Origin of the sequence: Roseomonas acroporae (genome assembly GCF_023223525.1) — a bacterium.
Lineage (GTDB): Bacteria > Pseudomonadota > Alphaproteobacteria > Acetobacterales > Acetobacteraceae > Roseomonas_E > Roseomonas_E acroporae.
In genome coordinates, this window is record NZ_JALPRX010000084.1 from 1 (window position 1) to 12,872 (window position 12,872).

The following is a 12,872-nucleotide window of genomic DNA, read 5'->3' on the forward strand; positions in this document are numbered from 1 at the left end:
CATGTCGCGATGCGCGACCTGGAGGCGGCGGTGCCGCTCTTCGCCCGGCTGCTGCGCGACGGCGCGGCGCTGCCGCCCGCCGGCTGAGGGGTCCGCCTGCCGGGCGGGAAGCGGCCCCGGCCCGCTTCCCGCCCGGCGGCGCCGCGCGACTGCCCCGGCCGGCACGCCCCCGCCCGGCGCCGGCCCCTCCGTCGCGTCGCCGGCGCGCCCCCCCCACGCCGACATTCCCGCCCCCGGGGCGGCCGGCGGAGGGCAGGGCTGCGCGCGGCGCGGCCAGCCATGGCTGCCATGCCGTGCCGCGACTTGCCGACGGTGCTGCCGCTTTCCATCTTGCCGAAGGTCGCGGCCGCGCCGATGGCGGCCGCCGGTCCGAGGCACGCTCCCATTCCGTGCGGCTTCGTGCATTCTCGGGCGTTGGCATGGCCGCGTCGCCCGTCGTCCCGCCATGCCGATGCGCCACGAGGCGTGCCGGAAGGAAAGCCAGAAAAGATGCCACAGCTCACCGAGGACGGGCGCCGCGCCGTCGACGAGATCGCCCGCAACACCGGCTTCGGCCCGGATGCCGTGACCACGATGCTGAACGCGATGATCGCCGGCGGCGGCTACATGGCGCAGTTCAGCCATCCCGAGCTGGGCGGCATGGGGCAGTGGTCGCGCGGCGGCATGCTGATGATCGGCGACATGTTCAACAACGGGCTGAAGGCCCGCGTGGACCAGCTCGCCAACGCCCTCTCCGACGCGATGCAGCGCGGCCCGCTGGTGGCGGCAAGCGATGGCGGCTTCATGTCCTCGGGAGGGCAGTTCGGCGGGCAGGGCTGGTGGCCCTCCGAGCTGGGCTCGCCCTCCTCCAGCGGCGCGCAGAACGACATGCGCTACGCCATCTTCCCGGGCGCGCGCCGGCTGGCCGTGCTCCAGGGCGGCCAGGTGACGGTCTACGACACGCGCGACCATTCGCTGTACGGCGTGTCGCAGCAGCAGGGCGGCAGCCAGTCCCTGTCCTTCAACAGCCAGTACGGGACGGTCCGGCTGGAGGACCTGCCGGTCGTCTCCGGCGGCATGACGGGCGGCTCCGCCCCCGCCGCCGACCATGGCGGCACCTATGGCGACGCCCCGGCTGTCCACGCCCCCGAGCCGCCGCGCGACTTCCAGCCGCAGTCGGCCGCCTTCGGCCAGCCGGCCGTCGGCGCACCGGTCGGCCGGCCGGGTGGCCAGTCGGGTGGCCAGACGGGCGGGCAGGACGTGATCGGCCTGCTGGAGCGGCTCGCCACGCTGCACCAGAACGGCGTGCTGACCTCCGAGGAGTTCGCCGCGAAGAAAGCGGAGCTGCTCGGGCGTCTCTGACGCCCGCGCTCCGCCCCGCCGCCACCTGCCGGGCGTCTGGGGCCGGGCGCCCCGGGCAGGGACGCCCGTGACGGGGCGCCCGTGCCCGACCGCGGGCCGCCGTCGCCCGTCCGGGGCGCCCGCCCCGGACCCCGCGCCAGGGATGGCCGGGAGAGGCTGACGCTCCCCGCCGGGCCCACGTTTCCGCGGGACCGGCCGGTCAGCGCAGCGTCACGCTCGCCACCACCTGCCGGAACTCCGGCAGCATGGCCTCGAACCGGTCCTCCGGCGCCGAGGCCAGGGCCCGGAAGCTGCCGCCGCCCGGGGGCAGCACCAGCCACTGGATCAGCCGCATCGCCGTCCCGCTCCGCTGGTCGCGCGCCCGCGCCGTCAGCACGGTCGCGGGCTGACCGGCCACGGTTTCGGCGGGCGCCTCCTCCACCGTCATGTCGACGAGGCCGTTCAGGCTGCGCAGCCCGAGCTCGGCCAGGGTGCGGGGCTCGCCGCGCAGCGGCTGGTTGTCGACCGAGGCGGCCAGCGTCATGGTCGGCACCGCCGGCCCGCCCGGCGCCGCGCCGTCCGGCGCCAGCATCGCGGCCGAGCCGAGCATCGCCATGCGGAAGCGCAGGTTCGGCGTCTCCGCGAAGGCGAAGCGCAGCGCCGCCCGCTCCGCCGCCGCGTCCGGCCGGCGCAGCACCGTGGTCGTGAGCGCCCTGTCCACCGCCTCGCGCTGCGCCGCCGACGGCCGGCCGGGCAGGTTGACCGTGACGAGCGCGGTCATGCCGTCGCCCGGCAGCAGCAGCAGCCACTTCGCCACCGGATCGCCGCGCAGGTACTGCGTGCCCGTCACGAGCAGCCCCTCGCGGCCGCCCACCGTGACCGTGCGCCGCGTCTCCTCGCCGATGCCCTGTTGCAGCAGGCGCTCCGAGGTCAGCCCGTCGCGCAATTGCGCGAAGGCGGCGCCCGGAAGCTGCGCGAACACGATGCTGGCGCCGGAGGCCGCCTCGGCGAAGCCGCTGAAGCCGGTGGCGGGGGCGAAGCCGGCGGGCGGCTCCATCCCGATGGCGCTGCCCGCCGGGAAGACCGGCTCGGCCAGGGCGGGCCGCGCCAGGAGCAGCGCCAGGGCGAGCAGCAGCGCGCGGGCCGGCGCCGGGAGGCGCCGGGGGGAGTGGTTGCGAAGGGGGGGCGGTGTCGTCATGGCACGCATCGGCCCCGGCCCGGCCCCGCGGGTCAATCCCGCCGGGGCCGAGCCCGATGAAGTCCGTCCCGTCCCGGTCCGTCCCGCCGGCATCGAACCTGACGGGAGCGTCCCGCCAGGAGCATCCGGCCGGGGCGGGACCGGTTCCGGCCTCAGTCCACCCGGATGTTGCCCTTGCGGATCACTTCCCGCCAGCGCGCGATCTCGGCATCGATGAAGGCCTGGAACTGCTCGGGCGTGTCGCCCACCGGCTCGGCGCCCTGCTCGGCCAGCTTGGCGCGGGCGGCGGGGTCGGCGACGATCGTCTTCATCGCCCCGGCCAGCTTGTCGATGATCGGGCGCGGCGTGCGCGCCGGGGCCTGCAACCCGAACCAGGCGAAGGTCTCGAGCGCCGGGAAGCCGGCCTCGCGCACCGTCGGCACGTCGGGCAGGGTGGGGGCGCGCTGCGGGCTGGTGACGGCGAGCGCCCGCAGCCGGCCGTCGCGGATGTGGCCGAGGGCGGAGGGCAGGTTGTCGAAGGCCACGTCCACCCGGCCGGCGATGGCGTCGGTCAGCATCGGGCCGGAGCCGCGATAGGGCACGTGGATGAAGTCGCCGCCCGCCTGCTGGTGCAGCAGCTCGCCGGTCAGGTGCAGCGAGGTGCCGTTGCCCGAGGAACCGAAGGTCACGCCGTCCTTCTTCGCCTTCGCCACCAGCCCGGCGAGGTCGCGCACCGGCGAATTCGCGGGCACGATGATGACGTTGGGTACGTTGGCGAGGTTGGAGACCGCCGCGAGGTCCTGCGGCTTGTAGGGCATCTGCGCCCCGTACAGGCCGTAGTTGATGGCGGCCGTGCCGATCGTGGTCATCAGCAGCGTGTAGCCGTCGGGCTCGGCGCGGGCGACCACCTCGCCGCCGATGTTGCCGCCGGCGCCGGGCCGGTTCTCGACCACGAAATTCCCGTTCAGCACGGCGCCCAGCCGCTCGGCCAGGATGCGGGCGAGCAGGTCCGTGGTGCCGCCCGGCGAGAAGGGCACGATGATGCGGACGGGGCGGGACGGGTAGTTCGCCTCCTGCGCCAGCGCCGCGCCCGGCAGGACGAGCCGCGAGGCGAAGGGCAGGGCGGCCAGCAGCGAGGCGCCCTGGATGAGCTGTCGGCGGGTGGCGTCGGTCATGGCCTGTCGTCTCCTCGGAAAGCGGTTCGTGCCCGCCCGGGCGGCGGGGGGCCGATGCCCTATGTATGGACATGGACGGCCTGTCACGGAAGCGCGGCACGCTCCGGTCCGCCATGCGGCCGCCCCGGGCGCGGGGCGGCCGCATGGCGGAACCGTCCCGGCGTGGCGCCCCCGGCCTGGTGACTACCGGTGGGGCGACCACCGGCTGGGCGACCATGGGCAGGGTGCCCCGTCCGGGGCGGTCGCCTCTCCCGGACGCGTCCACCCGGACGTCACCCCGGCCGCGCTCCCGATCCCGCCGGCCGTTTCCCAGTGGCACCCCGGGGCGCGCGCCCGGCCGCCTATCCCAGCGTCTCCATCAGCCCGCGCAGAGTCGCGCAGCGCGGCGCGAGCTGTTCCCACAGGATGTGCTCGTGCGCCGCATGCGCGCCCGCGCCGGGCACGCCGAGCCCGTCCAGCGTCGGCACGCCGAGGGCGGCGGTGAAATTCCCGTCCGAGCCGCCGCCGCGATACTGCCGCGGCAATTCGTACCCGTTGCCCGCCGCGATGGCGCGCGCCCGCTCGTACAGCGCGAGCCCGGCCGGCGTCTCGGCGAAGGGCGGCCGGTTCATGCCGCCCGTGACCTCGATCGCGATGCCGTCGGGCAGGCCGGGGGCGAGGGTCTCCGGCAGGGCCAGGAGGGCGCGCTCCAGCCGCTCGCCATCCTCGGCCGTCGCCACGCGCAGGTCGATCTCGCACCCCGCCTCGTGTGCGACGACGTTGGGCCGCGTGCCGCCCCAGACCGGCGCGACGTTGGTGGTGACCCCGCGCGCGAGGTCCACCAGCCCGTTTGCCGCCTCGATCACCCGGGCCAGCCCCAGCACGGCGCTGCGCCCCGCCTCCCAGTGCGTGCCGGAATGCGCGGCGCGGCCGGCGACGCGCACGGCGAAGCGCCCGACTCCCTTGCGCGCGGTGACGCAGTGGCCCTCGGCGCTGGCGGGCTCGGGGATCAGCACGGCGACGGCGTCGCGCGCCGCCGCCTCGATCGTGGCGCGGCTGCTCGGGCTGCCCACCTCCTCGTCCGGCGTCAGCAGCAGGGCGACCGGGCGTCGCGTCGGCGTGCCCTCGCGCAGGATCGCGCGCAGCGCGTGGAAGGCGATGTAGCTGCCCGCCTTCATGTCGTAGATGCCCGGGCCATGCGCGCGCGGCCCCTCCACGCGGTACGGCATGCGCGCCAGCGTGCCGTGGTCCCACACCGTGTCGAGATGCCCGACCACCAGCACCGCCTTCCCCTCGCCGGGCGAGCGCGCCAGCAGCATGTCGCCGTGGCCCCGCGTGCCGGGGAGGCGGCGCAGGTGGGCGCCGGCGGCGCCGAGGCCGGATTCCGCCAGGTCCAGCAGCCGGTTCACCGCGGCGGCGTCGGTGGTCGGCGTCTCCAGCAGCACCCAGTCGCGCAACTCGTCGAGCATCGGCCCGGAAGCGGCAGCCGATGGGCCGATCGCGGTCTGCGGCATGCGCCGGGTCCTCCTCTGCGGGATGGCGGCGCGGTCCGCGCCCGAGCCGGAAAGCAAAGGCCAGCCGGCATGGGCTGGCAAGGACAGGCGCGGCGTGCCCGACGCGCGGGCCCGCCGGCGGCCACGACCAGCCGGCGCCGCCGCCGCGCGGCCGCCCCGCCCTGCGGCCGGGCCGGCCGCGGGACCGGCCCGCCGCCCGCCGCGCCCTTCCACTTGTCCACCGCCGGACCGGCGCGCTACAGCAGCCCGCACATGCATGCCCCCAATGTGCCGAACGGATGCCGCGCCACGGCGGCCCACCACCTCCGCGCCACCCGGGGGAAGGCCGGTGGCTGAACGCGCGGCGCCCGGCATGGCCAGGGACCGTGCCGCCATCGCCCAGGCCATCATGCAGGCCCCCACCATGCAGACTTCCGTCGGCCAGACTTCCGCCGGGCAGACTTCCGCCGGGCAGACTTCCGCCGGGCAGACTTCCGCCGGGCAGACTTCCGCCGGGCAGACTTCCGCCGGGCAGACTTCCGCCGGGCAGGCCCCCGCCGGGGCCGCCACCGCGCAGGCCACCATCGCCCGGGACTGGCACGCCGTGCCCCGCGCGCTGCGCGGCGCCACCGTGGCGCTGGGCAATTTCGACGGCGTGCATGTCGGCCACCGCGCCGTGCTGCGCGCCGCCCACGCCGCGCGGCCCGACCTGCCGCTCGCCGCCCTGACCTTCGAGCCGCACCCGCGCGAGCATTTCCGGCCCGAGGACCCGCCCTTCCGCCTCACCCTGCTGCCCGCCAAGGCCGAGGCGCTGGCCGGGGCGGGCGCCGGGATCGTCTACGCGCTGCCCTTCGACGACGACCTCGCCGCCCTCAGCGCCGAGACCTTCGTGGAGGAGGTGCTGCACCGCGGCCTCGGCGTGCGCCACCTCGCCTGCGGCGCGGACTTCGCCTTCGGCCATCGGCGCGGCGGCGACGCCGACTTCCTGGCGGCCGCCGCCGAGGCGCGCGGCATCGGCCTGACCGTGGTGCCGCCGGTGGTGGACGCCGCGGGCCCGATCTCCTCCACCCGCATCCGCCGGCTGCTCCAGGACGGCTACCCGGAGCGCGCGGCGGCGGAGCTCGGCCGGCCCTGGGAGGTGCGCGGCCACGTCGCGCACGGCGACAAGCGCGGCCGGCTGCTCGGCTTTCCCACCGCCAACCTGCCCCTCGGCCGGCACCTGGAGCCGGCGCGCGGGGTCTACGCGGTGTCGGCCGTGCTGCCCGGGGGGGGAATGGCGCTGGGCGTGGCCAATATCGGCCGCCGCCCCACCGTGGACGGGACCGAGAGCCGGGTGGAGGCCCACCTGTTCGACTTCGCCGGCGACCTCTACGGCCGGGAGATCGCCGTCCGGCTACACCGCTTCCTGCGTCCCGAGCGGAAATTCCCGGGGCTGGAGGCGCTGCGGGCGCAGATCGCGCTGGACGCGGCGGCGGCACGGGCGGCGCTCGCCTGAGTCGGAGACCGGAGGCTCTCAACGGGTCCGGTCCCGGGTAACGCGTGCCGGCCGGCTCACCGGTGCCGGCACGGCCCCGCCGCGCCCGGCGGCCCGCCCGCCGGCGGCGACCTGCCCCGGTCCGCGGTCCGGCTCACCAGCGCCGCGAGGGGCCGCGCGACGGCGGCGGGCCCCGGTGCGGCCCCCGGTTGTTCCAGCCCGGATGGCCGCGGTTCCAGTTCGACCGGGGCGGCGGCCCGTGCCAGCCGCGCGGCGGCGACCGGTACCAGCCCCCGTGCCAGCCACGGTTGTCGTGCCAGCGGTAGTAGCGGCGGTTGTTGCTGTTGGCGATGGCGGCACCCGCCACCAGCCCGGCGGCGCCGGCCGCCACGGCGGTGCCGACCTGGGCCTGCTGGGCCTGCTGCTGCTGCTCGAACTGTGCCGCCGGCGCCATCTGCTGCCAGGCGGCGCAGGCCTGCTGGTTGCCCTGCTGGCAGGCGATCGCGGCGGATTGCGCCTGCGTCTGCGCCGGACCCGGCGGCGGCACGCAGGCCGCCAAGCCGAACGTCGCCAGCAGCGCCGCGGCGCGGAAGGCAATCGGGGTGCGGGCAAGGCACAGCATGATGCGCTTCCTCGGTTGACCGCGGCATCATGCCGATAGTCCGGAGAAAGGCGAGGGGAGGCCGGTCCGGCATGGGCATGCGCGCATCCGGCCGAGGCATCCACGCATCGTGGCCGCGCATTGTGGCCAGGGAGCGGGGCCGGGTGGCCGAGGCGAATCGGGGCGCCCCGTCACGCCTTCGGCCTCCGGCGTGCGGCCGGCCTGCCAACCCCGCGCGCGATGCCGGCCGGCGCGGGGCGGGGCCCATGCCGGCCGGGATCAGAGGTTGGTCTGCTCCTCGGCCGGCACGGCCTCGCCGGGGCGGTGGTAGAGCGCCGCGCACTCGGCCGCCAGCACGCCACCGGTCACGGGCAGGTCGTCGCGGAAGGCGTCGACGATGAAGTCCACGGTGTCGAGGTGCCGGCCCTCGAAGTACATGCGGTGCACGTCCCCGCGCCCCGCGCCGTAGACGATCCGCCCGATCCGGGCCCAGATCGAGGCCATCGAGCACATGCCGCAGGGCTGCAGCGTGGCATAGAGGGTGGCGCGCCGCAGGTCGGTGTCGCCGAGCGCCTCGCAGGCGCGGCGGATCGCCACGATCTCGGCATGGGCGGTCGGGTCGAGCCGGCGGTCCACCTCGTTGTGCCCCTCGCCGACGACGCGCCCGTCCAGCACGATCACGCAGCCGATCGGGTTGCCCCCCGGCGCGGAGTCGCCCTCGCGGGCGAGCGCGATGGCGCGCCGCATGTGGCGCAGGTCGTCGTCCGTCGTCGGCACGGGCGGTGTCGTATCCGATGGCATGGCGTTCTCCGCCGGCCAGAGCGCCTGCGCCGCGCCATGGTTGCCTGCCGGACTCCCGGCCCTCGATCCGGCACGCCCTGCGGGGGGGCCTCCGGGGCGCCCGGTGGGGCGGCCCGGTGGGGAGGCCCGATGAGGAGACCCGGATCGGGGCGCATCCGTGGCGGAACGCGGCGAGGCCGCGGCCGGTCGCTCCCGTCGCGATTCGCGCGGGCGACGGGATTGGCCGAGCGGACTCGCGGGCAGGAGGTTCCGAAGGGGGCTTCGGCCCCCAATGCGTCTTCGGCGCGAGGCCCGGGGCGGAGCCGCGGACGGGTCGGCGACCGTCGCCGTGGCCATATGCCGCAGGGCTTGGGGCGCCGCCGGGGTTAGCCCCGCGTGCCGCGATACCGGCGCGTCGCGGCCGCGGCACCCGTGGTGCGGGCCCCGGCCGGGGCGACGGCGCCGGCCGGCCGGCCGGCATCGAAGCCGAGGAAGCCGATCTCGGGCTGCGCCGCGCCGCCATCCCCCGCCCAGAGGCGCGGCGCGTTGACCTGGGTGGCGATCGGCGTGGCGGTGGAGCGGACCCGCGCCTCGGCCGCCTCGGCACGACGTGCCTGGGCGGCCTCGCGCGCGGCGGTGCGGCGATCGCGCGGCGGCGCGCCCGCCGTCTCCGGCGCGTCGCCCGGGCGCGCGGCCGGCGGGGCGGCGCGCGAGCCGCGGGCGGAAAGGAGGTAGAAGAGGATCTCGTTGCGCCCCTGGTCCACGGCGGCATCGATCGGCGACAGGCCGAGCACGTTGCGCGAATCGAGGTCGGCGCCGCGGCTCACCGCCTCGCGCACGGCCGGCAGGTCGCCGCGGTTGATCGCGTCGAACAGGGCGGCATTGGGCGAGAGGTTGGCGTTCGGGTCGGGCGGGATCGGTTCCGGCGTGCGCCGGCCGACCAGGCCCGGCAGGGCGGCCGGCTGCGGCCGGCGGCTCTGCTGCTGCTGCGGCATGCCGCCGCCGAGGCCGCCCATGCCGCCGCCGCCGAGGCCGCTGGCGCTCGGGATGCCGGCGCCGGTCGCGCCGCCGCCGTACTGCGCCTGGGCCGGCGTGGCGAGCCCGGGCAGCAGGGGCGCGGCGGCGAGGGTGAGCAGGGCGAGGAGGGGACGGGTCCGGCGCATGGCGGGCATCCTATAGGCGATTTCCCGGTCGCGTGCAGCCTCCGCCGGCGTCGCCCCGACGGGCGAGCCCCGACGAGCGAGCCCCGGCAGGGGAACCGTCGCCCGCCCGGGCCGCCGGCCGCCGTCTTCCCGGCGCCGCCCGGCTCAGCGCCCTTCCCGGCGCCACGCCAGCAGCGCCGTGCCGAGCACCAGCGGCAGGGCCAGCCAGGGCGGCAGCAGCGGCAGGGCGGCGATGCCGGTCACGGTGTGGTCGCCGTTGCGCCGCAGCCCGATCCAGCCGCGCCCGCCCGAGGCGGCGGCGTCGCGCCCCGGCGACACGCGGCGCAGCTCCGGCACCGCCGGCTCGCCGCCGGCGGCCTCCGGCCCCAGCCAGCGCGCCCCGCCGCCGGTGGCCTCCACGATCGGGCGCAGCCGCGCCTCGTCGGCGCGCAGGTCGGCGATCTCCAGCGGGTTGGCGGCGGCGGCGGCGGCGAAGACGGCGCGGGTGCCGTCGCTCACCTCCCAGACGCCGGGCAGGGTGGCGGGCATGGTCAGCCCGGCACGGCCGGGCGCGCCCGGCTCCGGCCGGCGGCGGGTGACGGTGCCGTCCGGCGCGGTGACGGTGAACTCCGGCGGCGGATCGGCGGAAAGGCTGCGGCGCTCGGCCAGCAGGCGGCCATCCTCGATCTGCGCCGTCAGGTCCTCCTCCTCCAGCTCCGGCTCGTGCATCAGCCAGTGGGCCGTGCGGCGCAGCAGCTCCGCCTGCGGGCCGCCGCCGTCATGCCCGCGTGACCACAGCCAGATCTGGTCGGACAGCATCAGGGCGACGCGGCCTTCCTCGACGCGGTCGAGCAGCAGCAGCGGCTCGCCGCCACCGGCCTCCATCACCGTGGCGCCGGCGCGCGGATCGGCGCCGATGCTGCGGTACCAGCGGCCCCAGCCCGGGGCCGCGCCGTCGGAACCCGCGCCTCCTGGCCCCGCGCCTCCCGGCCCAGCGCCTGCCGGGCCGCCGGCCGCGCCGCTCCCGCCCGGCGGGGCGCCGGCGGCCGGCACCGGCCGGTTGGCGCCGGGCAGGCCGGCGGTGACGGGGTGGCGCGCGCCGGTCTCGGTGACCAGCGGCCGGAAGGCGCCCTCGCGCACGCTGCCCGCGCCGAGCGGCGGCCGCACCGGCAGCACCGCGCCGAGCGGCGTCAGCGCGAGGCTGGTGGGGCCCACGAATTCCGGCCCCACCGAGAGCAGCAGCGCCCCGCCCTGGCGGACGTAGTTGGCGATGTTGCGCAGGTAGGCGGGCGGCAGGATGCCGCGGTTGGCGAAGCGGTCGAACACGATCAGGTCGAAGTCGCGCAGCTTCTGCTGGAACAGCTCGCGCACCGGGAAGGCGATCAGCGCCAGCTCGTTCAGCGGCGTCAGGTCGTCCTTCTCGGGCGGGCGCAGGATGGTGAAGTGGACGAGGTCGACGTTCGGGTCGGCCTTCAGCAGCCGCCGCCAGGTGCGCTCGCCCGGGTTGGGCTCGCCGGAGACGAGCAGCACGCGCAGCCGGTCGCGCACGCCGTTGATGGTGACCACGGCGCGGTTGTTCAGCTCCGAGACCTCGCCCGGCAGCGGCTCGGCGGCGATCTCGACCACGGTGGGGCCGCCGCGCTCGATCGGCACGGTGATGCGGTGGTCGGCGCCGACGCGCACGCTCTCGACGCGCGGCGCGGTGCCGGCGCGGCGCACCGTGAGCCGCGCGCTGCCGCCGGGACCGTCGGCGCGCCCCGGCGGCACGCCGAGATCCTCGATCGCCACGCGCAGCTCCACGGAGCGGCCGACGATGCCGAAGCCCGGCGCCTCGACCACCCGCAGCCGCCGGTCGGTCTCGCCGGGGCGGCCGGGCAGCAGCAGGTGCACCGGCGCCTCGACGGGCGGGGCGGCCGGCACGTCGTGCGCCTGCCCGTCGCTGAGCAGGATCACGCCGGCCAGGCGCGGGCGCGGGATGTCGGCCAGCGCCCGCTCGGCGGCGGCGAAGAGCAGGGTGCCCTGGCGGCCGGCCTCCGGCACCTCGATGGTGCGCAGCTCCAGGTCGGGCAGGCGGACGGCGCGCGCCTCGATCTCGCGCCGCGCCGCCTCGATGGTGGCGCCGCGCGCGCCGAGCCGGGCGCTGTCGCTGCGGTCCACCACCAGCAGCGCGATGTCGGGCCGCATCTCGCGCGTCTCCTCGACGAGCCGCGGGTTGCCGAGCGCCAGCAGCAGCAGCGCGAAGGCCAGCGCCCGCCACCAGGCGCCGCGCGCGCGGCGCCACACCGCCGGGGCCAGCGCCAGCAGCGCCAGCAGGGCGAGCGCCGCCAGCAGCCAGACGGGCAGGATGGGGGCGAAGTCGATGCCGGCGACGGCCTGGCGCATGGCTCAGCGGGCCTCCGCCCGGGCCAGCGACAGGCCGGGCGACAGGCCGAGGCCCGCGAACAGCGCGCCGGTCGCGGCGGCGACGCGGCGCCCGGCCCGCGCATGGGCGTCGGCGGTGCGCGGCCGCGTCGGCGGCACGGCCATGCCGGCGTAGCGCGGCGCGCCGGTGCCGGCGATCAGCGCCACCACCGGCGCGGCGAGCCGGCCGGGCGCGTGCGCCGGCACCGCCAGCGTGGCGGCCCAGGCGGGCAGCGGCACGGGCGGGGAGGCGAGCAGCATGGCGGTCATGGTCAGTTCCCCAGCCGTTCCAGGATGGCCGGCACGTGCACCTGGTCGCCCTTGTAGTTGCCCGTCAGCGCGTACATCACGAGGTTGACGCCGAAGCGGTAGGCCAGGGTCCGCTGCCGCGCCCCGCCGGGGATCGGCGCGTAGGGGCTCTGCCCGTTGCGGTCCACCGCCCAGGCCGAGGCCCAGTCGTGCCCGCCGATGATGACGGGGCTGACGCTGTCGTTCGCCCGGTCCTGGTCGCGCGCCGCCCAGACCTCGCCGCCGGCGAAGCGGCCGGGCATCTCCGGCAGCAGGTAGAAGGCGCGGCGCAGCACGTGCTCGTCCGGGATCGGCGCCAGCGGCGGGATGGCGAGGTCGCGCGTCACCCGGCGCAGCGCCGCCCGCGTGCCGGGGGCGAAGCCCTCGCCCGAGCCCTCGTCGCGCGTGTCGAACAGGATGATGCCGCCCGCGCGCATGAAGGCGTTGAGCGCGGCGACCGCGGCCGGGTCCGGCTGCGGCGCGTCGGCGGTCAGCGCCCAGTAGAGCAGCGGGTAGAGCGACAGGTCGTCGCGCGCGGGGTCCACCGCCATCGGCTCGGCCAGCGCCGCGGCGGTGCGCCGGTTGACGTAGTCGGAGAGGCCGGCGAGGCCCGAGCGCAGCGTCTCGTCGAGCTGCGCGTCGCCGGTCGCGACGTAGGCCAGCCGGGTGGCGAGCGCAGCCGCCTCCGGCGAATCGCCGCCCTGCCCGCTTCCCGGCCCGCTTCCCTGGGCGCTTCCCTGCGCGCTTCCCTGGGCCCGCGCGGGACCGGCGGCGAGCAGGGCCAGCCCCAGCCCCAGCCCCAGCAGCGCGGCGGCGCCGGCGGCGCGCCGTCCCCGGCCGCCGGCGGCGCCGCCGGCCGGCCTGTCGCCGGCTCCTCCGCCGGCCGACCGCCGCAGCAGACCGCGCAGGCCGAGCGAGACCAGCAGGTCGGCCGCCAGCAGCAGCAGGGCCAGGGCCAGCAGCCAGGGGCCGAGGTCGCGCTCGGCCGGCACGCCGCCGATCCCGAGCAGCGCGGTGCCGGGCGGCGGCGGGGGGGGGGGGGG

Annotated in this window: 11 protein-coding genes; 2 read left to right on the forward strand and 9 right to left on the reverse strand. The window is 77.6% G+C overall.

The window, feature by feature from the left end; translation table 11 throughout:
• Window positions 1–489 precede the first annotated feature (489 nt).
• Entirely contained in the window at window positions 490–1,341 is an 852-nt protein-coding gene (locus M0638_RS18910) for an SHOCT domain-containing protein (protein WP_248668566.1), read from the forward strand.
• A 199-nt stretch (window positions 1,342–1,540) separates the two neighbouring features.
• Here M0638_RS18910 and M0638_RS18915 read toward each other — a convergent pair whose 3' ends face one another.
• The 3 genes from M0638_RS18915 to M0638_RS18925 form a co-directional block, all read right to left on the reverse strand.
• Window positions 1,541–2,518 (reverse strand): hypothetical protein, encoded by a 978-nt coding sequence (locus M0638_RS18915; RefSeq protein WP_248668567.1) that lies wholly within the window; start codon window positions 2,516–2,518, stop codon window positions 1,541–1,543.
• Window positions 2,519–2,670: 152 nt separating this feature from the next.
• Complete coding sequence (locus tag M0638_RS18920) at window positions 2,671–3,672, reverse strand: Bug family tripartite tricarboxylate transporter substrate binding protein (RefSeq protein WP_248668568.1); 1,002 nt, start codon at window positions 3,670–3,672, stop codon at window positions 2,671–2,673.
• A 341-nt stretch (window positions 3,673–4,013) separates the two neighbouring features.
• Entirely contained in the window at window positions 4,014–5,165 is a 1,152-nt protein-coding gene (locus M0638_RS18925; protein ID WP_248668569.1) for a M20 family metallopeptidase, read from the reverse strand.
• Window positions 5,166–5,748: 583 nt separating this feature from the next.
• On the opposite strand from M0638_RS18925, the gene M0638_RS18930 reads away from it, so the two are divergent.
• Window positions 5,749–6,639, forward strand: coding sequence for a bifunctional riboflavin kinase/FAD synthetase (locus M0638_RS18930; protein ID WP_408903642.1), 891 nt, complete (start codon window positions 5,749–5,751; stop codon window positions 6,637–6,639).
• Window positions 6,640–6,772: 133 nt separating this feature from the next.
• Here the strand turns inward: M0638_RS18930 and M0638_RS18935 are convergent, their stop codons facing one another.
• From M0638_RS18935 to M0638_RS18960, 6 genes are all read right to left on the reverse strand, one after another.
• Window positions 6,773–7,240, reverse strand: coding sequence for a hypothetical protein (locus M0638_RS18935; protein ID WP_248668571.1), 468 nt, complete (start codon window positions 7,238–7,240; stop codon window positions 6,773–6,775).
• A 258-nt stretch (window positions 7,241–7,498) separates the two neighbouring features.
• Window positions 7,499–7,996 (reverse strand): nucleoside deaminase, encoded by a 498-nt coding sequence (locus tag M0638_RS18940; RefSeq protein WP_248668572.1) that lies wholly within the window; start codon window positions 7,994–7,996, stop codon window positions 7,499–7,501.
• A 389-nt stretch (window positions 7,997–8,385) separates the two neighbouring features.
• Complete coding sequence (locus tag M0638_RS18945) at window positions 8,386–9,162, reverse strand: ankyrin repeat domain-containing protein (RefSeq protein WP_248668573.1); 777 nt, start codon at window positions 9,160–9,162, stop codon at window positions 8,386–8,388.
• 144 nt (window positions 9,163–9,306) lie between these two features.
• A complete protein-coding gene (locus M0638_RS18950; RefSeq protein ID WP_248668574.1) occupies window positions 9,307–11,523 on the reverse strand; it encodes a hypothetical protein in 2,217 nt (738 codons plus the stop codon).
• Window positions 11,524–11,526: 3 nt separating this feature from the next.
• A complete protein-coding gene (locus M0638_RS18955) occupies window positions 11,527–11,811 on the reverse strand; it encodes a hypothetical protein (protein ID WP_248668575.1) in 285 nt (94 codons plus the stop codon).
• Window positions 11,812–11,813: 2 nt separating this feature from the next.
• The coding region (locus M0638_RS18960) for a DUF4159 domain-containing protein (RefSeq protein WP_248668576.1) at window positions 11,814–12,872 on the reverse strand (1,059 nt) is incomplete at its 5' end.